Origin of the sequence: Hamadaea sp. NPDC050747, assembly GCF_040654195.1 — a bacterium.
Lineage (GTDB): Bacteria > Actinomycetota > Actinomycetes > Mycobacteriales > Micromonosporaceae > Hamadaea.
The window spans coordinates 499,208-518,715 of the sequence record NZ_JBFAHM010000004.1 but is presented as its reverse complement, the minus strand read 5'-3'; the positions used below and the strand labels follow the sequence as shown (position 1 = coordinate 518,715).

Sequence of the window (19,508 nt, the reverse complement as noted above, 5' to 3'; positions counted from 1 at the left end):
GTGGCCAGACCAGTCCATTCGGAAGGGAAGGCCTGATGACACGTCTCAAGAAGCTCGCGACCGCGGCGGTTCTGGCGACGATCACGTTGCTGGGAGCGACATCCCAAGGCGCCTACGCGAGCGGTAGCACCTCGGGCTTCATCGCCGGCACCGATAACGGGTACATCTACCACTATGTGGCGGGTGACGGCAACACGATCGATTCGCAGACCGCCAAGATCTACTTGTACGGCGGCGACATCATCTGCAACTTCTACATCAACTGGGTGTACCTGGACACCAACAGCAAGCCTTGGTACACCGAGCGCGCGTACACCAACACGGGGTGCGTTTCGGCTCCCGGTCTCGCCACGGACAAGACTGCCGTCGTCGCGGCATGGCGCGGGAAGGGCTGGGCCAAGAACGGGTACGCCTGTGCGTACGTGTTCACCAACGGCAGTCAGCGTGGCCGCGCCTGCGTGCGTATCAACTGATCCGCACTTCGCCTGCCCCGGGCCGCAAGCCGCCTGGGGCAGGCGGACGGCGATGGTCAGACGGTCGCCGGGCGGCCGGGCCAGATGTTTCTCGCCAGCCTTGCGATGGTGCGGACCACGCCTCGCAGGATGAACACGGTGGTGGTGGCGGTGATCGCCAATGCCACGATTCCGGCCAGGCCGATAAGGCTCGCGGCCCCGTGGTCGCGGACGGCGTCGATCGACATGCCGGCCAGCCTGATGGTGGCGGGCAAGGCGAACGTGACGAAGTACCAGACGGTCCACGCCACGCCGGGGACGTACAGGAACAGGTAGAGCCAGGCCCAGCGGATCTCGCGGGGGCGTACTGAGGCGAGGAGGCTGAGGTCGTCGGCGGTGGCCCGGTGGATTGCGCGGCGGGCGACCGCGCCCTTCGTGCCCCAGAGGTTGCGGCAGCCGGTCGCGACGACGAACAGCGCGTAGAAGTCGGTGCGCATGAACACTTCAAACTGGAACGCGATGCCGGAGATCTTGATGAACGCCAGCGCCCGGATCAAAGACAACAGCGCGCCGGGCGGCACCGCCAGCTCCGCGGCCAGCAGGAGGCCGAGCGTGGCGGCGTCCGAGAGCGGACCGGCGGCCAGCGGGACGATGCGCTGGCGGCGCGGCACCGACCACAGCCGGGTCAGGTCCGTCTGGTAAACGATGGTGATCATCCGGCGGCTGATCGACACCCGCGACGGGACGCCGCGCGCTGCGGCGGCGAGGACGTGCGCGCACTCGTGGATCAGGCCGGAGGCGGTGGCGAGGACGGCGACCGCCACCATGCTCAGCAGGGACACGTGGCTGACGATGACGTCGCTGTAGTGCGGCCGCAGGTCCGGCCGGGCGATCAGCGCGGCCACGCCGGCTGCGGCCAGCACACCTTGGACGATCAGTCCCGTACGCCCGAAGAGAATCCGCCCGGCGCGCCGAGTCCACAGCGCCGGGCCGTCCGTCGTGGGGGCCGCCGCCGACAGAAGTCCGGCGGCGGTCAGCCCGTCCACGAAGCCGGCGACGTCGACGGGCTCGCCCATCAGCTTCGCCGCCCGGTCGGCGCATTCTTCGACGGTGCAGCCGTCCTGCAGCCACTCGACGACGGTGCCGCCGATCTCGGGCACCGCCACGAACGTGCGGCTGCCGCGTCTTCCGATGATGTATCCGTCGCCGTCGCGTACCAGGCTCAGGTCGGCATAGCGATTCGTGACGGCGTTCGTCATCGGACGGCCCGGCACATCGGACAGTCGGGGTGCCGCTGCCATGCGGAGCTGCTCGTCGCCAGCCCGTCGGCGACTTCGATGACCTGATAGGTGGCGGCCGCGACGGGGGGATCGCTGCGGGTGAGGTATCGCATGACCTCCATCGCCATGAGCCCGCACATCAGCTGAGCCATCGGACCAGTGGCGCGGTTGACCGATGCAGGTGCGAGGTAGGCCTCCTGGCGGAGGACTTCCGGTAATACAGCCGCCTCCGCCGTGCGATGCAGGGCGAGGCATTGCCAGCACGGCGATCTGCCAGGCTCGACGGACCAGTACGACAGCGTCGAGTAGTTCAGCCCACCTGCGACGAACGGTATGCCGAGAGCGAAGCAGGCTTCGTTGACGATGAGACGGATGTCTTCCGGCGAGTCGATCGCGCAGACGACGATGTCGGCGTCGGCGCCCAGCTCCAGAACGGTTGCCACGTCGGTCACCCGCGCGTGGACGGGAATGATCGAGGTTCCGGAGGAGTACGCCTTCGCCCAATCCTGAGCGGCATACACCTTGGGCCGGCCGACCTCGGCCAGACCGTAGACGAACTGCCGGGCCAGGTTCTTCGTCTCCACCTGGTCCTGGTCGACGACGGTCACCTGGCCGACCCCCAGCCCGACGAGGGACTGCAGGATGCCCGAGCCGATGCCACCGGCGCCCAGGAGCAGCACTCGCGATTGTTGGGCGGCCGCATGCATGGCGGCGCTGGTGTGTTCGAGGCTCGCGAAGAGGTCGTAGTAGCGAAGGTTGCTCTGATGGCGTTCGCGGGTCGCCTCGTCGAGGGTTTCGTCGCCGTCAGCGTCGATCAGGACGCCCATCTCGTCGAGCGTCGCGAGAACTGCGGAAAGCTGCTCTTCGCTGACGTCGAAGCCCTGCGCGCTCAGTCCCGCCTGGAGTTCGTCGCGGGGCCGGGCCTCGGCAAGCAGTCCGAGCAGGACGGCGAGGCTGCCGTCGTGGTCCTGGAGGTACATCCGTCGAAGAGCCCGCGGCCACAGCACCACCTGGCCCTCGCCGCGATGAACCATGATGCCCTTGAGCATGGGCCGGGCCGCCACAGCGCATCTCCTCTCGTCTAGGGCGTGCGGGGCGGCCCGCAGACCGCCCCGCCCGGGTGTCAGGCCAGGTCGGTGTCCCGCTGGTGGATTGCGGTTGCCTCGATGTCCTCGACCTTGGTGATGACGATCACCATGAGCAGCTCACCTCCTTGAGTCGCACGTGGGAAAGTGCTCGTCCGCAGAGGATGCGCGACCCAGTTCACAGTCCGGTCACAGCAGAGTGGGCGCTGACGGCCCATCACGCGCCAAGCACGAAGGAACCGCACGCGGGCGACGTCACGCCCATCTTGGTCTAGATCTCGTAGAGGCCAGGTGGGAACACGATCGGTCCAGCGCCGGGTACGGCGGCCATCACAGGACTGCCATGGACGACGGGGTCATGAGGATGCCTCCACCCGACGTCGACGCTGATCGCGGCAGCGACGTCGTTCGCTTCGTAGAACTCCTCCATCGTCTCCGCGTACTCGCCGACGCACACGAGGATTCCGTGATCGTTGTAAGCGCGGTGGTCCTCCAGGCGACCTGGAACACCACGTGCGGCCATCCAGTCGTGTTCCACGGGCAGTGGGTCGCCGTACACGTCCGCTGGGTCCAGGGTGCTGTAGCGGCGTATCGTGACCCCGTTTCGCGCGACCAGCCATCCCGTTCCGTCGCCGTATGCGCTGAAGTAGAACGCGTGCACCTCGCCGCACTCCGCGCTCAACCGTTCGGCAGTTGCCCGGACCTCTTCAGCGCGGTCGCCGAACGCGTCGCACCAGGGGCCGACGATCGGCGTCCAGCCGTTGATCTGCGGGCCGACGTAGACGAGACCGCAACCGTCGTCCTCGTTGATGATCTCCATGACGCTGGACGCCAGCCTGTACGTCGCCGGCCGGGGCGAGGCCAGACCGAGCGAGGCCAGGACGGCCGCCTGATCGAGGTCGCGTACGCACCACCAGGTCGTCCCGATGGACATGACCGGGCTGAGCGGATCGGTGCGTCGGCGGATCCGGATCAGGCGCTCGACGGCCGCCAGGTCGGCTTCTTCCAGGCCCAGCTCGCCATCAAGGTATGCCAACGCGTCCAGTGCGGCCGCCCGCAGCCGGCCCGGACCGTATCGGCGGACGTGTCGAAGCGCCGTTCGGGCTCCCGGCACCGCGGCGATCTGGTTCAGATTCTCCCAGCGCTGGTTATGATCGTTTACCGTCGACAAACGCGCCAGCAAGTCCGGGATGTCGGCTGTCACTCGCGCACCCTACGCCCAGAAACCGGGTCGCGGCCGCTGACGCTGGAGCAGCGAAAGCCGAAATCCTCATGGCTCCTCGTCGTCGCGCAGCGGATAAGACGGCGACCGGCGCGGCTTCACTGGTCACCGGGGGTGACCAGTCCGGTCTCATACGCGAGCACCACCGCCTGGGCCCGATCACGTAACGCCAACTTGGCGAAGATCCGCGCGACATGCGTTTTGACTGTCGCCTCGCTGAGGGTCAGGTGGTGAGCGAGTTCGGTGTTGGACAGACCGCGGCCGAGGAGGGTCAGCACTTCCAGCTCCCGCGGTGTGAGCGCGGCGAGATCGAGGTGGGCGGCGGGCGTCGACAGGCGGTCGCCGACGTGCTGGTCGCCGGTGGCGAAGCGCTGGACGAGGCGCCGGGTGATCGAGGGCGCGAGCAGGGCGTCGCCGGTGTTGACGAGACGCACCGCTGCCGCGAGGTGGTCAGCGGTGACGTCCTTGAGGAGGAACCCGCTGGCGCCGATGGCCAAGGCGGCGTAGACGTAGCGGTCGAGGTCGAACGTGGTGAGCATGAGCACGCGGCAGCGGGGCTCGTGGTCGAGGATGCGCCGGGTCGCCTCCAGTCCGTCCATTATGGGCATACGAATGTCCATGAGCACGACATCGGGCCGTAGCCGCCGCTCGGCTGCCACCGCGTCGGCACCGTCGGCGGCCTCGCCGACCACGTCGATGCCCCGGGCGGTCAGGATGAGCCGGAACCCGGTCCGGATCAGCTCCTGGTCGTCGACGATGAGGACGCTTGGTGCGGCGTCCATCGGGCGGTCTGGAGACGTCATCCGAAGTCCACCGGGATGCGGGCGCGGACGCGGTATCCGCCGCCGAGCCGGCGGCGGGCGTCGAGGTCCCCGCCGTAGACGGCCACGCGCTGCTGCAGCCCGAGCAGACCACGGCCGGCGCCATCACCGGTCGCCCGGATTCCGGTCTGGCCGCTGGTCAGTACGCTCGGGCCCGTGTTGAGCACCTCGATGCGCAGGGAACGCTGGGCGTAGCGGATCGTCACTTCCGACTTTCCTCCGGTGCCGTGCTTCAACGCGTTCGTGAGCGCCTCCTGAACGATGCGGTATGCGGTGACGTCGATCCCGGCCGGCAGTGGTCTCGGCTCGCCCGAGATGCGTACGTCCACCGGCAAGCCGGCGAACGCGATGCGGTCGATGAGCGGGCTGAGGCGGCTCAGGCTGGGCTGTGGTGCCAGGCCACCGTCCTCGCCGCTGTCCTCGTCGCCGCTGTCGGCCGGCGGGGCGAGCAGCCCGAGAAGGTGCCGCAGCTCGGTCATGGTGTCCCGGCCCGCCCGCTCGACCGCCGACAGGGCAGCTGCGGCCTCCTGCGGCATCGCCGCGAGAACCTCCCGGGCCGCCGCCGCCTGGACGATCATGAGGGTAACGTTGTGGCTGACGATGTCGTGCAGTTCGCGCGCGATCCGGGCCCGTTCGTCGTCGACGGCCGTCCGGGCTGCGCTTTCGCGCTCGCGTTCCATGAGCCAGCCCCGCTCCTCCAACGCGCGGCGGTGCCGGCGGCGTGCGTACAGCAATGCCGCGCCCAGCCAGGCGGCGACCGCGACGGCCGCCGCGAGGGCGACCCCGAGCCACGCCCCTGCGGTCTGCACGCCATCACTGTTGCAGAACTGCGCCGGGCGCGGCATCCTCCCCGGTGTCCAGCCGCATACATCTCTGGGATGACCGCGCCGGCTGGTTCCATCCACAGACCGATGTGGTGCCGGTACGCGCACCCATACCGTGCTCGCATGACCAATGACACCTGTGTCGTGCGAGTGGACGGATTACGCAAGGAGTACGGCGACACGACTGCGCTGGACGGCCTGTCGCTGGAGATCCACACCGGTGAAGCGGTGGCGGTGATGGGGCCGTCCGGCTGCGGCAAGTCGACGCTGCTGAACATGATCGCCGGGCTGGACCGGCCGACGTCCGGGACGGTGCAGGTTCACGGGGAGGACCTGGGACAGCTGAACGAAACGAGGCTGGCGCTGTTTCGCCGGCACCGCATCGGCATGATCTTCCAGTTCTTCAACCTGCTCGACGACCTGTCGGCGCTGGACAACGTGGCACTGGCGGCGCAGCTGGCCGGCACCGCTGCCGGGCCGGCGCGCAGGCGGGCGTTGGAGCTGTTCGACGAACTGGGCATCGCGGATCGGCGCAATGTGTACCCCGCGGCCTTGAGCGGTGGCGAGCGGCAGCGGGTCGCCGTGGCGCGAGCCTTGATGAACCGCCCGGCACTGCTGCTGGCGGACGAGCCGACCGGGGCGCTGGACAGCCGGGCCGGCGAGCAGGTCATGGATCTGCTGCTGGACCTCAACCAGATCGGGCAGACACTGATGATCGTCACGCACGACGAGCGGCTCGCCACCCGATGCGCGAGCCGGCTGATCGAGCTCGCCGACGGCCGGATCGCCAACGAGCGCACCCTGGACCGGGTATGAGCGCCGTGTGGCGGGCGGCCCGGGCCGCCGTGCGGAGGCGGAAGCTGCAGACGTTCGTCATCGGTCTCGTCGTGCTGCTGTCGACCACGACCATCGTGATCGCGCTGGTGCTGCTGGACGCGTCCTCCGGGCCATTCGATCGGGCGTTCGCCGCTCAGCAAGGCCCCCATGCGATCGCCGTGTTCGACCCGGCGATCGTCACCGACGCGGAGCTAGCCGGGCGGCGTACCGGCGTCGCGGCCGCCGCGGGCCCGTTCGGGCAGGCGACGCTCGACTTCGGCGACGGCGGACCCGGTCCACGTGGGCTGTTCACCGTCGTGGGACGCGGCGACCCGGGTGGCCCGGTCGACCGGTTGGACCTCTGGCAGGGGCGCTGGCCCACCGGACCCGGCGAGGTGGTGCTCAACACGCCGCCGATAAGCGCCGACGACCCGCAGGAACTGTCCGGCGAGATCACGCTCGGCGGCAGGAAGTTCACGGTCGTCGGCCAGGCGTACAGCCTGAGCCAGACCGCGGACGCCTGGGTGACGCCGGAGCAGATGACGGCGTTGCAGCCGACAGCGGTGCAGATGCTCTACCGGTTCACCGGGGACGTGTCGACGAAGGCCGCGGTCGAGGCGGACCTCGCCGCCGTCACGAGCGGACTGACACCCGACGCGCTGATCGCGGTCCAGCCCTACCAGGTCGTCAAGGACAAAGTCGCCTCCGACATCGCCGTCTACGTGCCGCTGCTGGCCATGTTCGGTGTGCTCGGGCTCATCGTCGCGGTGGTCATCGTCGGCAATGTGGTCAGCGGCGCCGTCGTCTCCGGCTTCCGGCACATCGGGGTGCTCAAGGCGATCGGCTTCACGCCACGACAAGTGGTCGCGGTGTACCTCGTCATGGTGTCCGTCCCCGCGGTCACCGGCAGCGTCCTCGGTACCGTCGCCGGAGCGTTCGCCGCCCAACCACTGCTCAGCGACGGGTTCGAAGGGCTCGGGGTCGGCGGCGGCATCGGCGTCGCCGGCTGGGTGTGGGCGGTCGCGCTGCTCGGCGTACCAGCCCTCGCCGCCGTGACGGCCTTGGTGCCGGCCTTGCGGGCACATCGCCTGTCGGCGGCCGAGGCGATCAGCGCGGGCAGCGCGCCGCGGGCCGGTCGCGGCCTGAGGATTCAACGCCGCCTTGCCGGTACGCGGCTGCCGCGGCCGGTCAGTCTGGGGCTCGGGCAGCCTTTCACCCGCCCGGGCCGGACCGCCTTCACCGTCGCAGCCGTCCTGCTCGGCGTCACGACGGTGACTTTCGCGACCGGCCTGGCCGACTCGCTGACCCGGATCTCGGCGATCGAGGACCGGTCGTCCGGGCAGATCGCGGTCCAGCCCTCCGACGGCACGACCCGGATCACCGGCGGGGGCCTGCCGGCACCGCAGGAGGCCCCCCAGGTCACCACCCGGACGGACGCGCAAGTGGAGGCTCTGCTGCGCAGCCTGCCGGACGCGGCCCGGGTGGCGGCCATTCTCGGGATGCCGGTGCCGGCGCTCGGGCAGACGCAGCCACTACGGGTGAACTTCGTGCGCGGCGACTACGCGTCGATGGGCTACGCGAACGAGATCACCAAAGGTCGCTGGATGACCAGGCAGGACGAGACGGTAGTGCCGTCGGAGCTCATGCGCGAACGCGGGCTGGCCGTCGGCGATCGGATCATCCTGGAGCTCGACGGGCGGCGGACCGAACTGACGATCGTGGGCGAGACGATGGACGGCGCCATCGGCCCGCCCGCCGCGTTCGTCGACTGGCGAGTCCTGACCGAGCTGGCCCCGGCCCGCGTCGCGCAGTCATGGGAGGTCTACTACCAGGTCCAGCTGGTTCGCGGTGGCGACGTCGCCGCGTACGTCGAGGCGGTCAGGGCGGCCGACCCGGGAATCGACGCGTGGAACACCTCCCAGCTCAACGGTTTCGCGGTGGCGGTCATCAGTTTCTCCGCAGTGCTTTCGCTGCTCCTGTCGACGGTCGCGGCGCTGGGCGTCTTCAACACGGTCGTGCTCAACGTCCACGAGCGACGCCGCAGCCTCGGCATGCTGAAATCGATCGGAATGACCCCGCGCCAGGTGGTGGCGATGGTGCTGACCTCGATGGCGCTGCTCGGGGCGGTCGGCGGCATCCTCGGCATCCCCCTGGGAATGCTCGCCCACCGGTACATCCTGCCGCGCACCGCCGACGCGGCCCGGGTCGCCATCCCGAGGGCGGTCCTGGACGTGTGGCACGCGCCGACGCTGGCCGCGCTGGGCGTCGCCGGTGTGCTGATCGCGCTCGTCGGCGCGCTGGTCCCAGCCCGCCGGGCGGCCCGGCTGAGGATCGCGGAGGTGCTCCACAACGAGTAGGCCGCGCAGGAGTGCGTCGAGCGCACGCGTCATGATGGTGGGCGCGGCCGACAACCGTGCCCACCAGACGATCCCGCAGGCAACCGACGGTCCGCACCCATCACAGCCACTGTCGGCTGTGGCGGTCGTGGCGGAGGCCGCCGCTCCACGTGCGATCCTCGCGGCCCCCGCCGGTCCGCTCAGGCGGCCGATCGACATCGGCGATGCCCATCCCGCGTGAACGCACGCGCTTGCCCAGGATGTCGCCCAGCCCGATCGGCGCCTGGACGGTTCCGGGATACAGACCGGACAGGACCAGGACGAGCGGGCGACCGGAACCCTCCGGATCCAGCCCGATGATCCGCCCGTACGCCTCAGCGCCGTGCGCTGTCAGCGGCGACAGCAGCGCCACCTCGTCGCCGATATAGAGCCAGTGGCCGTCCCCCAGGTCCCACCGGGGAAGCAACGGTTCGTTCAGTCTCAGGGGTTCGCCCTCGGAATCGTGAAACACGACCTACTCCCGCCCGCAGCTGTTCCTCCCACGCAGACAGCCTCTGGCGGACGGATGTGGTCAAGCCATACCTACGCGCGAAGCACTATCGGATGAACCAGACGCTCACATATCCGGCTGCCGGATAATCCGCGCATACCCTGTGGGCATGTGGACGGATGGGGGAGCGGCAATCGCGCTCGCGCCGGACTTCTGGACCACGTCCCAGACGATCGACGCACTGGCCAAACGCGACATCCCGCAATTCTTCCGCCTGGTTCAGCGCGAGACCGGAGTCACGCAGACCCGGCTCGGCGTCGCCGTCGGGCTGAGCCAGGCCCAGGTCAGCGAAGTCATGAGCGGCAGCCGGCGGGTCAGCAGCGTGGACGTGCTCGCCCGCATCGCCGAGGGCTTAGCGATGCCCGTCGCCGCCCGTTCCGCCCTGTTCATGGGCAGCCGCGTGCCGGTCGGCGGTGTCGCCGTCGCCGACCACGACACCGGCAGCGAAGTGACCGCCGTGTACGCGGCCCGCGGCCTCGTCTCGCGACCCTCCTGGAACGACGTCGTCATCCACGCCAACCGGCACCTGTGGCTGTACGGAATGGCCGAACTCGGTTATGCCCTGGACGACGACGTGCCCGACCTCGTGGAACGTGCCGCACAGCGCGGATGCGACATCCGGGTGCTGTTGCTCGACCCCGAATACTCCGGAGCGGTCGACGTGGACGCCGACGAGGGCAGCCCACCGGGCACCCTCGCGACCCGAACCCGAGCGGCGCTGGCGCGGTATCGGCAGATGCAGGACGCGGCCGGACCGGCGATGCAGATCCGGGTCTTCTCGGCCCCGCCCACGGTCAGCGTCGTGCGGGGTGACGATCACATGATCGTCACCCCCTACCTGCGGTTCTTTGTCGGCGGCAATTCGCCCACAATGGAGCTTCGGCGGGCCACGGGGAAGATGTTCGATCGCTATGTGAAGCACGTCCAGCGGACGTGGGACGACGCCAAGGAGTGGACACCATGACCGGACTGGGCAGCATGCGCGACGCCGAGCTGCTGAGCACAGAGGTGCTGGTGGACAAGCCCAAACGGTTCGTACGCGAGCAGCTGCGGATGCCCGACGGCGTCGAGATCGACTGGTACTACGCCGACACCGCCGAAAGCGTCATGGTCGTCCCGGTCACGGCAGCCGGAACGGTGATCCTCGTCCAGCAGTACCGGCACAACCTGAAGACCGACACGCTGGAGCTTCCGGCCGGGATCTCGACCGTGGGCGAGTCGATGGCGGCCGCCGCGCAGCGTGAGTTGGTCGAGGAGACCGGACACGCCCTCTCCGCCGGGGTGAACCTCCAACCGCTCGGCCGGCTGTATGCGCTGCCGTCCGAGACGAACAAATGGATCAACTTCTTCCTGGCCTATCCGGTGGTGTCGACGGGCACGGCCGAGTGGGACACCGAGATCGAGCGCTACTTCGACATGAGCACCGTCGAGGTGCCCTTCGACGAGGCGATCGCGTCGATCGGAACCCGGATCACCGGCGTCGAGACCGCCAGCGCCCTGATGATGGCGCGGCCGCACATCCGCTGACGCCTGCCGAACACGGCCTGAGCGCCGGCTCCCGACGGCCGCCGATTCCCGAGGCGCGGCGCACGCGTGGCGTCGTCGAAACTGAGACCGAATCAAGGCTGACGGCGCTAGTGGCCGGGCGCCCACCACGTCAGATGACCGGTTGCCTCGGCGACTGGTTCGATGATCTCCCAAGCTTCGGCGATGAACCCATCTCGGATACGCCAGATATCGACGACGGCGATCTCGGGTCCGCCGGCCAGCCATCGGCGGGAGTGCATCATGACGTGGTCGCGGTCGGCAAGCACGAGCTGGATGTCGACCTGCATCCCGGCGAGGTGGACGAGGGCGGCACGAACAGAGTCGAGCCACTCGGTCTTCGTGGAATTCCGCCCGTCCGGTCGATGATGGACGAAGTCGTCGCTCAACGACCGTGCCAGCGCGTCGACGTCACCTGTCGCGATCAGTGCGGTCAGTGCCTGCTGGACGATGGCCTTGTTGTCGGCGTACGACGATGATGAGGTCATAGGCAGCAGTGTTGCGATCGCCGATCGCCCTGTCGATGAAACCGCATTTCATGGCGAGGACGCAGGGCAGAGCGTAGCCTCGACGCTCATGCAGACGGTGGGTGAGCTGCTGCGGGAGTGGCGGCATCGGCGGCGGATCAGCCAGCTCGATCTCGCGCTGGCCGCGGATGTCTCCGCGCGGCATGTGAGCCTGGTGGAGACAGGCAAGTCGCAGCCGAGCGCGGCCATGATTCACCGGCTCGCCGAGCGGCTGGACGTGCCGTTGCGCGACCGCAATCTGCTGTTGCTCGCGGCGGGCTTCGCCCCGCGATACGCCGAGCGGTCGCTCGACCGCGAGCAGCTCCCAGCGGTCTTGGAGGCGATCGGCAGGCTGCTGCGCGCGCATGAGCCCTACCCGGCGCTGGTGGTGGACCGCGGGTGGAACATCGTGATGACCAATCGAGCCCTCGACTCGTTCCTGGACGGTGTCGCGCCCGAGCTGCTGAAGCCACCGGTCAACCTGGTGCGGCTCGGGCTCGACGAGCGCGGGCTGGCGAAGAACATCGTCAATCTGGCCGAGGTGCGGTCGGTTCTGCGTACGCGGATGGCACGTCAACTCGCCCGTGCACCCTCGCCTGAGCTACTGGCACTGTTCGACGAGTTCCTCGCCGGGCCGTTGGACGGAGGCGAACCGGAAAGCTCCGAAATCGTCGTACCCATGATCTTTCGCTTCGGCGACCGGGAGCTTCGGTTGTTCTCCACCACCACCTCGTTCGGCACACCGGTGGACATCACCCTGGACGAGGTGTCGATCGAGTCGTACTACCCGATGGATGAGCAGACGGCGGCGTACTTCGCCGTCAAGCCAGCTTAGGTGACTTACTGACACCGAAGGAGGTGCCCGTCGAGGCCGGATCGTTCAAGATCCGGGCCCGGGCTCACGCGTCCGGGAGCTTCCGCCGGGAGGCCCGCGCGGCGTCCAATGTGGCCTTGGCCACGGCGTACTTCCTGGCCAAGTCATGCTCCATCTCAGCGATCCGCTGCCGACGCTGCTCCGATGTCAGGCCCGTCAGGCCCAGCCGGGCGTCCCTGTCCTCCTGCGACACCTCAACTCCCGTCCGCGTCGTAACGTCGCGACCCGATGTGGTCCACTCGGCGTTGGCGTCCCAGCCATCGTGCTTCCTCACTGAGGTTGCCGTCGGTTCGCGTGCTCCGTTCCGCCGCCCTTTCTCTCGGAGTCGAGTATCGCCCTCGGGCGGCTGACGGGCCATGGTTCGTCACGAGACGCGTAATCCCGGCAGGAGCCGGGTTGGCAAGACATCTCGATCGGAAAAGCGCCTTCCCTCTCACTGGCCGGTCGGCCCTTCGCGCTGTAGCGCGAGCCCGTCGAGAAACAACGCCACACCGCGCCGGTAGGCACCCTCTGGATCGTTCGCCTTCCCGGTCGCCGCACCGAGAGCGTGGGACACCCGCGAAGCCGTAGGGAATCGCGTGGTGCCGCCGATGGCTGCGGTCAGCGCCGGTTCAATACTCGACCACCACTGGGCGTCGTCAGGCTCATCGGCTTCGCGCGCACGTCGGGCTGCGAGAGCGGCTCGTGCCGTGCCATACACGAGAGAGACAAGTGCCGTCAGCGTGTGATCCATCTCGATGTCGGTCAGTCCGATTCCGTCGAGTGCCCGTAGCTCTGCCTCGTACTTGCTCGACGTGCCGGGACCGGGGACGGGCCGGCCGGGAGCGATGTCGGTGATCCAGGGGTGCTCTTGGCAACTTGTCCAGTTGGCCTCGGCGATCGCCGTGATACGCGCGCGCCAGTCGGAGTGGTTGGGCGTGCCGACCTTCTCGTAAGTGGCACCGGCGACGTGGTCGAGCATGAGCTCGATCAGTTCCGCACGTCCGCCGATGTGGGGGTACAGCGCCATCGCGGTCACGCCGGCCTCGGTGGCAAGGCGGCGGATGGTCACCGCGTGCAGGCCCTCGCGGTCGGCAAGCCCGACCGCGAGGGCGGTAATGCTCCGGGCGCTGAGGCCGCTACGCGGACCGACGGGCGGCTCGCGCCAGAGCAGCCCGATCAGCTTGAGTTCATCGACTCCGGTGCGCTTCGCCATCGCCCACTCCTCCAACTCTACGTTGTATAATACACCGTAGAGTCGCCCATGGGCGAGAGTCCGCGAGGCTCGATCACCGTGCGCGGGTGGGCCTGAAGTCGTTGGCAGGCTTCGGTCGCGCCCGCGTTCGACGGCGTTGCAGGAGGTTGTCGTGAAGCTCGATCAGGTGGACGCGATCCGGGTTCGGGGCGCGCGGCAGAACTCGCTCAAAGACATCGACATCGACGTGCCCAAGCATCAACTCGTCGTCGTGACGGGCGTCTCGGGATCGGGAAAGTCGTCGCTGGTGTTCGACACCATCGCGGCCGAGTCCGCGCGTCAGCTCAACGAGACGTTCTCCGCGTTCGCCCAAGGCCGGTTGCCCAGCTATGCCCATCCGGACGTGGACGTGCTGGAGAACCTGTCCGCGGTAATCGTGGTCGATCAGCAACGGCTCGGTGGCGGCCCGCGTTCCACGGTGGGCACCATCAGCGACATCGGCGCGCGGCTGCGGCTGCTGTTCTCGCGGCTCGGGCATCCGTCCGCGGGTTACTCGAACGCATACAGCTTCAACGACCCCGCCGGCATGTGCCCGAACTGTCAGGGTCTCGGCGTCGCCTCGACCGCGGTCGAGGCGGAGTTGGTGGACGACGACCGCTCCCTGAACGAGGGAGCGATCACCTTCCCGACGTTCAAGCCGGGGACGTGGCTGTGGAAGGCATACGCGAAGTCGGGGTTCTTCGATCCCGACATGAAGGTGCGCGACTACACACCCGAACAGCGCGAGCTATTCCTGCACGCTCCGGCGGGAAAGTACACCCCGCCGGCGGGCATGGACGCGGTGGGCACCGCCTACGAGGGACTGGTGTCGCGCTTCAACCGCATCTATCTCCAGCGCGAGGCTGCCTCGTTCAAGGGCGCCCAGCGGGTGGCCTTCGAGCGGATAGTTGCACGAGGCGCCTGCCCTGAATGCCGCGGCAGTCGCTTGGCGGCCGCAGCACGCGACAGCCTCATCGCCGGGACCTCGATCGCGGACTGCAACGCCATGCAGGTCAGCGACCTGCTGGACTGGACAGCCGGCATCGACGGCCACGCGGTCGCGCCGCTGGTCGCGAGCTTGCGCGTCCATCTGGAACGGATGAAGACGCTCGGACTGGGCTACCTCAGCCTCGACCGCGCGACCTCCACGCTGTCGGGCGGGGAGGCTCAGCGGATCAAGATGGTCCGTCACCTCGGCAGCGCCCTGGCGGACATGCTCTACGTCTTCGATGAACCCACGGTCGGACTCCATCCGCGTGACGTGGCGGCACTCGGACGGATGCTGCTGGCCCTGCGAGACCGGGGCAACACCGTGCTGGTGGTCGAGCACGATCCCGACATCATGGCGCTCGCCGACCACATCATCGACCTCGGCCCCGGAGCCGGCGCCGCCGGCGGGCAGATCGTCTATCAGGGCGACTACACCGGGCTGATCCGCGCGGCTACCCCCACCGGGCGAGGGCTGCGCGACCACCGGCGAACGGAGCGAGCGCGCCGCGAGCCGACCGGATGGATCGACATTCGAGACGCAACCGCCAACAACCTCCAGCACGTCAGCACCCGCGTCCCGCAGGGTGTGATGACCGTCGTGACCGGCGTCGCCGGGTCCGGCAAGAGCAGCCTCATCCTCGGCAGCCTGCCCGCAGCCGAGCCCGACGCCGTGGTCATCGACCAGCGACCGATCCGGGGATCGCGACGCTCCAACCCGGCCACGTTCACGGGCCTGCTGAACCTCATCCGCGATGCCTTCGCCAAGGCCACGAGGCAGCCAGCCGGACTCTTCACACCGAACTCGACCGGAGGATGCACCGCCTGCGAAGGCAACGGCGTCATCTACACCGACCTCGCCTTCATGGAAGGGGTGCTCACCCGGTGCGAGGTCTGCGACGGACGCCGCTTCACCCCGGAGGCCCAGGCTCACACTGTCAACGGCAGGAGCATCGCCGACGTGTTCGAGATGAGCGTGACCGGCGCACTCGAGTTCTTCCCTCAGCCGCCGATCCTGCGCATCCTCGAACGGCTCCGCGACGTGGGGCTCGAGTACCTCACCCTCGGCCAGATGCTCACGACGCTTTCCGGCGGCGAACGGCAACGACTCAAGCTCGCCGCCGAACTGGGAACACCCGGTCGCACGATCATCCTCGATGAACCGACTACCGGGCTGCACATCGCCGACATCGCGCGGTTGCTCATTCTGCTCGACCGCCTGGTCGCCGCAGGCTCCACACTCATCGTGATCGAACACAACCTCGCCATCGTTTCGGCCGCCGACTGGATCATCGACCTCGGTCCCGAGGCCGGACACGAGGGCGGCCGCATCGTCTTCGAGGGCACGCCGGATCAGATGATCGCCACGGGCGACACGCACACCGCGACGCATTTGCGGCTTCACGTCCAGTCTGACGCCGGCTCCGACAACGCCGCAGACGCGAGCCAGACGAGCAAACGTGAGGCGGATTGTGCCGCCGTTCGGCGACATTCCGTGCACCACCAGGCAGCGGGATCATTCGGCTGATGCCGGCCGGCGCAGGCAGTACCACCGCCCGGCTATCGGCCTTGAGTCACAACCGCGTCTTCATTGGAGAACGAACAATCCGGCTTGACCCGTCCGAACGGTACGGCTTTCCGGCAATAGCCCGTTCGCCGAAGGCGTCGGCTCCGGCTGGCTGGAGCGAGGTTATGTCAGCGTTTTCGTGTGTCGCGCTGGCACAGCGCGCGGTGGGTCGTGAGGATGTGGGCGTGAGTTCCTCGCAATCCGCTGCCGATCCCGAGCATGAGTCGGACGCTGCCGAATCATCCCCCGGCCACGGCTATCTGCTCGACAACGCACGAATGGAGGCGGGCGAGCGGTTCACCTGGCTGGCTCAGCTGTTCGACGGTGTCACGCTTGGGCACCTCGACCGGCTCGGAATGAAGGCGGGCTGGCGCTGCTGGGAAGTCGGTGCCGGCGGGCCGAGCATCCCCGAGGCACTCGCCAAGGCCGTCGGACCGACCGGCTACGTCCTGGCCACGGACATCAATCCGACCTGGTTGGACCCGGACAGCGGCTACGAGGTGCGCCGGCACGACATCGTCGCGGATCCGCCGCCGCAGCCAGGCACGTTCGACCTGGTCCACGCGCGGCTCCTGCTCGTTCACGTACCCGACCGTGCCCGCGCGTTGGCGACGATGGTGGCGGCGCTGCGACCCGGCGGCTGGCTGTTGATCGAAGATGCCGACACCGAGCTGCAGCCACTGGCCTGCCTCGACGAGGTCGGCCCGGCGCAGCGGCGCGCCAACCGGCTGCGCCGCGCAGTCCGGGAGCTGATGACCCGGCGCGGCGCCGACATGCGCTACGGCCGTACGCTGCCGCACGCGTTGCGTACCGCAGGCCTGGTCGACGTAACCGCGTCCGGCAGCTTCCCGGTCGGCGGGCTGGCCTGCGACCGGCTCGAATCCGCGACAGTACGCATGGTCCGCACCGAACTGCTCGCCGCTGGGCTGGCCGACGACGCCCAGGTCGACGACCACTTGGCCGCCATCGAAGCCGGTGAACTCGATCTCACGCTCGCCCCGCTCATCTCGGCCTGGGGACGCCGCCCGGCCTAGGGCCGACCTTGTGCCACCCTCGGCAGTGGATGTGTTCGCGTGCCGTTCAGCCTGGTCAACGGCGTACTCGAAAGCGCAGGTGAAGCACCCGGTTGCCCTGAATCATCACGTCAGGATCCTCCAACAGGTGCTGTCCTTGGACCGATCCGAAGTAGCGTTTGCCGGACCCGAACACGACGGGAACGACGTCCATGCGCACCTCGTCGATGAGGCCCGCGGCAAGCACCTGGCCACCGACGTTGCCGGCGGCGACCTCGACAACGCGGTCACCCGCAAGTTCCTGAGCCTTGGCCATGGCTGCCTCGACGCCGTCGACGAAGTGGAACGGCGCCTCGGGGTCCCACCCGTCGGGCGCCGGCCGGTGCGTCACGACGACCACGTGGTCGATTCCGCCCGGAGGCTTCCCATCCCAGCCGTCCGTCAGGTCGAAGACGTGGCGGCCGACGACCGTTACCCCGATCTGATCCCAATACGGCCGGGTGTAGTCGTAGGACGTCTGCGACACCTTCAGCACGCCGCTCTCGTCCAACGCGACGTCACCGCTGGACAACCAGTCGAACAGCGGTCCGGGCTGGTCATTGTCGTCCGCGACGAAGCCGTCCACCGAAACCGAGCTGTACATGACTACCTTGCCCACGGGGCTCTCCTCTGCTTCAGGTTGCCCCCAAGTTAACGTGTCGTGAGCTGCCGGTCTTGTAAGAAATCAATCGGCCGGCAGCGGCCAGCCGTCCAGCGTGTGGCCCGACGAGCAACGCCGCCGGCGCTGGCGGCAGCGTCAGCCGGGCGTACGGCGGTGCACCTTCTAGGTAGTAGAGGTCGTCGATCAGCCCGTCCAGCGGCGGTCGCGGCACTCTGGACACGTACTCCACACCCACAGCATCGCCGACGCCCACCGGCATCGGGCGCAGCTATGGCCCGCGTGTTACACGGCCGCGGGCTATTCACCGAGGAGTTCGCGTACCAGCGCCTCGGTGAGCCAGTTGCGATAGCGCTCAGCACCCCATCCGCGGTGCCGTCGCAGGAGTTGGTGCATGTGAGGCGAGCTGAGCGCGTACAGGATGTCGGCGGCGGTCGTCGTGTCTAGGCCTGGCCGCAGCGCGCCGCGAGCGTCGAGTGCCTGGGCGAAGGCGAGCATGACTTCGTGGTGGGCGCGGGAGCCGGCGTCGGCTGCGGCTCGCATGTCGGGGTCGGTCCCGGCCGCCTCCACGCTCACCATGATCAGGTCTCCGGCTCGCTCCAGCAGATCACTGCTGTAGGCGACGAAGAGGCTGATCGCCTCACGGGGATCGGCTGCCTCGTGGGCGGCGATGATTTCAGGGCGTTCGGCGACCCGGATCGGTTGCTCGTCGCCGACTGTGGCGACAGCGAGGATGTGTCCGAAGAGCTGGGCTTTCGTGGGAAAGGCGTCGTAGAGGGTCCGTTCGCCGACGCCGGCGTCGGTCGCGACCTGTTTCATCGTGGTCGCCGCGAAGCCTTGGGCGGTGAACAGCCGGCCCGCGGCTTCGCGGATGCGCTCACGGGTGACGGCGGCGGCCGCAGCGCGGGCCGGCGACCGGTAGGGCCTCTTGACGGGTTCGGCCATGAAGAGCATTCTACAGATATTCGCCGCAGCGCGGCTGCGCCCAATGTGTTCGGGGGTCCCCGATGAACAAGCCGATCCTGTCCGGCATCCACCACATCAAGATCCCCGTCACCGATCTGGCTCGCTCGGTGGCCTGGTACGGCGAGGTCTTCGGGTTCGAGACGACCATGGAGTTCCCCGAGGCTGACGGCGTCACCAGGGGAGTGGCCGGCACGGCACCCGGGCTGGGCGACACCATGATCGCCTTTCGGGTGAACCCGAAGGCCGCCGAAGGCTGTCAGGGGTTCGATCCGGTCAGCTTCGCGGTCGACGGCAAGGACGACATCGAAGCCTGGGCGGCGCGCCTCGACGAGTTGGGCATCCGCCGCTCGCCGGTCATCGAGGCGTCCATCGGCTGGCTGCTGGTCTTCGACGATCCGGATGGTCTGACGCTGCACCTGTACTCGTGGGACCAGCATGGCATCGATCAGTCACACCGGCCCGGTTACGGTCGGGCGGTCGCCCACTAAGGACAGCGTTAGCGGCCGAACCTACTCCGGCGACGGCGGCGTCGGCTCCGACGCCGGAGGCGCGGGCGGCTGCGGCGGCGAAGAAGGCGGCTGCGCGTGGGGCGGCTGCGCTACCGGCGGAGTCGATGTTTGGCCGGCGGACCTGCTCTGCCTGCGGGTGAAGTAAACGATCGCCCAGACGACTCCGCCCACAATGGCGAGCACGACGATGGGGCAGCAGAGCAGGGCGGCGAGTCTGCCGAACGACATTCCAGGTTCCACCATCGACGCATCGTACAAGCGCGATCCTTCGCCGTGGTGTCCGT

Annotated in this window: 21 protein-coding genes; 9 read left to right on the top strand and 12 right to left on the bottom strand. The window is 68.5% G+C overall.

Annotation, left to right across the window (positions count from 1 at the left end):
* Positions 1-35 precede the first annotated feature (35 nt).
* The gene (locus AB0H43_RS11835; RefSeq protein WP_359999244.1) at positions 36-473 is read left to right on the top strand and encodes a hypothetical protein; all 438 of its coding nucleotides are present in this window, start codon (positions 36-38) and stop codon (positions 471-473) included.
* A gap of 56 nt (positions 474-529) precedes the next feature.
* Here AB0H43_RS11835 and AB0H43_RS11830 read toward each other — a convergent pair whose 3' ends face one another.
* The 5 genes from AB0H43_RS11830 to AB0H43_RS11810 form a co-directional block, all read right to left on the bottom strand.
* Positions 530-1,753: a hypothetical protein gene (locus tag AB0H43_RS11830; RefSeq protein WP_359999243.1), complete on the bottom strand. Its 1,224-nt coding sequence runs from the start codon at positions 1,751-1,753 to the stop codon at positions 530-532.
* A complete protein-coding gene (locus tag AB0H43_RS11825) occupies positions 1,708-2,796 on the bottom strand; it encodes a ThiF family adenylyltransferase (protein ID WP_359999242.1) in 1,089 nt (362 codons plus the stop codon). The genes AB0H43_RS11830 and AB0H43_RS11825 overlap by 46 nt, the downstream gene beginning before the upstream one ends.
* 292 nt (positions 2,797-3,088) lie before the next feature.
* Entirely contained in the window at positions 3,089-4,021 is a 933-nt protein-coding gene (locus tag AB0H43_RS11820) for a hypothetical protein (RefSeq protein WP_359999241.1), read from the bottom strand.
* 116 nt (positions 4,022-4,137) lie between these two features.
* On the bottom strand, positions 4,138-4,842 hold the full coding sequence (locus AB0H43_RS11815) for a response regulator transcription factor (protein WP_359999240.1): 705 nt from the start codon (positions 4,840-4,842) through the stop codon (positions 4,138-4,140).
* Positions 4,839-5,606: a histidine kinase gene (locus AB0H43_RS11810; RefSeq protein ID WP_359999336.1), complete on the bottom strand. Its 768-nt coding sequence runs from the start codon at positions 5,604-5,606 to the stop codon at positions 4,839-4,841. The genes AB0H43_RS11815 and AB0H43_RS11810 overlap by 4 nt, the downstream gene beginning before the upstream one ends.
* 201 nt (positions 5,607-5,807) lie before the next feature.
* Here AB0H43_RS11810 and AB0H43_RS11805 point away from each other — a divergent pair, with 201 nt between their 5' ends.
* Together AB0H43_RS11805 and AB0H43_RS11800 are read left to right on the top strand one after the other, a co-directional pair.
* On the top strand, positions 5,808-6,500 hold the full coding sequence (locus tag AB0H43_RS11805; RefSeq protein ID WP_359999239.1) for an ABC transporter ATP-binding protein: 693 nt from the start codon (positions 5,808-5,810) through the stop codon (positions 6,498-6,500).
* Entirely contained in the window at positions 6,497-8,857 is a 2,361-nt protein-coding gene (locus tag AB0H43_RS11800; RefSeq protein WP_359999238.1) for an FtsX-like permease family protein, read from the top strand. The genes AB0H43_RS11805 and AB0H43_RS11800 overlap by 4 nt, the downstream gene beginning before the upstream one ends.
* A 100-nt stretch (positions 8,858-8,957) precedes the next feature.
* Here the strand turns inward: AB0H43_RS11800 and AB0H43_RS11795 are convergent, their stop codons facing one another.
* Positions 8,958-9,347, bottom strand: a complete 390-nt coding sequence (locus AB0H43_RS11795) for a hypothetical protein (RefSeq protein WP_359999237.1) — start codon at positions 9,345-9,347, stop codon at positions 8,958-8,960.
* A gap of 148 nt (positions 9,348-9,495) precedes the next feature.
* On the opposite strand from AB0H43_RS11795, the gene AB0H43_RS11790 reads away from it, so the two are divergent.
* A complete protein-coding gene (locus AB0H43_RS11790; protein WP_359999236.1) occupies positions 9,496-10,350 on the top strand; it encodes a helix-turn-helix domain-containing protein in 855 nt (284 codons plus the stop codon).
* A complete protein-coding gene (locus AB0H43_RS11785) occupies positions 10,347-10,913 on the top strand; it encodes an NUDIX hydrolase (RefSeq protein ID WP_359999235.1) in 567 nt (188 codons plus the stop codon). The genes AB0H43_RS11790 and AB0H43_RS11785 overlap by 4 nt, the downstream gene beginning before the upstream one ends.
* 107 nt (positions 10,914-11,020) lie before the next feature.
* On the opposite strand, the gene AB0H43_RS11780 is transcribed toward AB0H43_RS11785, so the two are convergent.
* Positions 11,021-11,419: a nuclear transport factor 2 family protein gene (locus AB0H43_RS11780; protein WP_359999234.1), complete on the bottom strand. Its 399-nt coding sequence runs from the start codon at positions 11,417-11,419 to the stop codon at positions 11,021-11,023.
* Between the two features lie 88 nt (positions 11,420-11,507).
* On the opposite strand from AB0H43_RS11780, the gene AB0H43_RS11775 reads away from it, so the two are divergent.
* A complete protein-coding gene (locus tag AB0H43_RS11775; protein WP_359999233.1) occupies positions 11,508-12,272 on the top strand; it encodes a helix-turn-helix transcriptional regulator in 765 nt (254 codons plus the stop codon).
* A 64-nt stretch (positions 12,273-12,336) separates the two neighbouring features.
* Here AB0H43_RS11775 and AB0H43_RS11770 read toward each other — a convergent pair whose 3' ends face one another.
* A complete protein-coding gene (locus tag AB0H43_RS11770) occupies positions 12,337-12,504 on the bottom strand; it encodes a hypothetical protein (protein ID WP_359999232.1) in 168 nt (55 codons plus the stop codon).
* A gap of 240 nt (positions 12,505-12,744) precedes the next feature.
* Positions 12,745-13,506, bottom strand: coding sequence for a TetR/AcrR family transcriptional regulator (locus AB0H43_RS11765; protein ID WP_359999231.1), 762 nt, complete (start codon positions 13,504-13,506; stop codon positions 12,745-12,747).
* Between the two features lie 151 nt (positions 13,507-13,657).
* Here AB0H43_RS11765 and AB0H43_RS11760 point away from each other — a divergent pair, with 151 nt between their 5' ends.
* Complete coding sequence (locus tag AB0H43_RS11760) at positions 13,658-16,039, top strand: excinuclease ABC subunit UvrA (RefSeq protein ID WP_359999230.1); 2,382 nt, start codon at positions 13,658-13,660, stop codon at positions 16,037-16,039.
* A 224-nt stretch (positions 16,040-16,263) separates the two neighbouring features.
* Positions 16,264-17,112, top strand: coding sequence for a methyltransferase domain-containing protein (locus AB0H43_RS11755; protein ID WP_359999229.1), 849 nt, complete (start codon positions 16,264-16,266; stop codon positions 17,110-17,112).
* Positions 17,113-17,167: 55 nt separating this feature from the next.
* Here AB0H43_RS11755 and AB0H43_RS11750 read toward each other — a convergent pair whose 3' ends face one another.
* Together AB0H43_RS11750 and AB0H43_RS11745 are read right to left on the bottom strand one after the other, a co-directional pair.
* Positions 17,168-17,749: a dihydrofolate reductase family protein gene (locus AB0H43_RS11750; protein ID WP_359999228.1), complete on the bottom strand. Its 582-nt coding sequence runs from the start codon at positions 17,747-17,749 to the stop codon at positions 17,168-17,170.
* Between the two features lie 300 nt (positions 17,750-18,049).
* On the bottom strand, positions 18,050-18,694 hold the full coding sequence (locus AB0H43_RS11745; protein WP_359999227.1) for a helix-turn-helix domain-containing protein: 645 nt from the start codon (positions 18,692-18,694) through the stop codon (positions 18,050-18,052).
* A gap of 62 nt (positions 18,695-18,756) precedes the next feature.
* Between AB0H43_RS11745 and AB0H43_RS11740 the strand changes: the two genes are divergently transcribed.
* On the top strand, positions 18,757-19,203 hold the full coding sequence (locus AB0H43_RS11740; protein WP_359999226.1) for a VOC family protein: 447 nt from the start codon (positions 18,757-18,759) through the stop codon (positions 19,201-19,203).
* Positions 19,204-19,224: 21 nt separating this feature from the next.
* Here AB0H43_RS11740 and AB0H43_RS11735 read toward each other — a convergent pair whose 3' ends face one another.
* Positions 19,225-19,467: a hypothetical protein gene (locus tag AB0H43_RS11735; protein ID WP_359999225.1), complete on the bottom strand. Its 243-nt coding sequence runs from the start codon at positions 19,465-19,467 to the stop codon at positions 19,225-19,227.
* Positions 19,468-19,508: the final 41 nt, after the last annotated feature.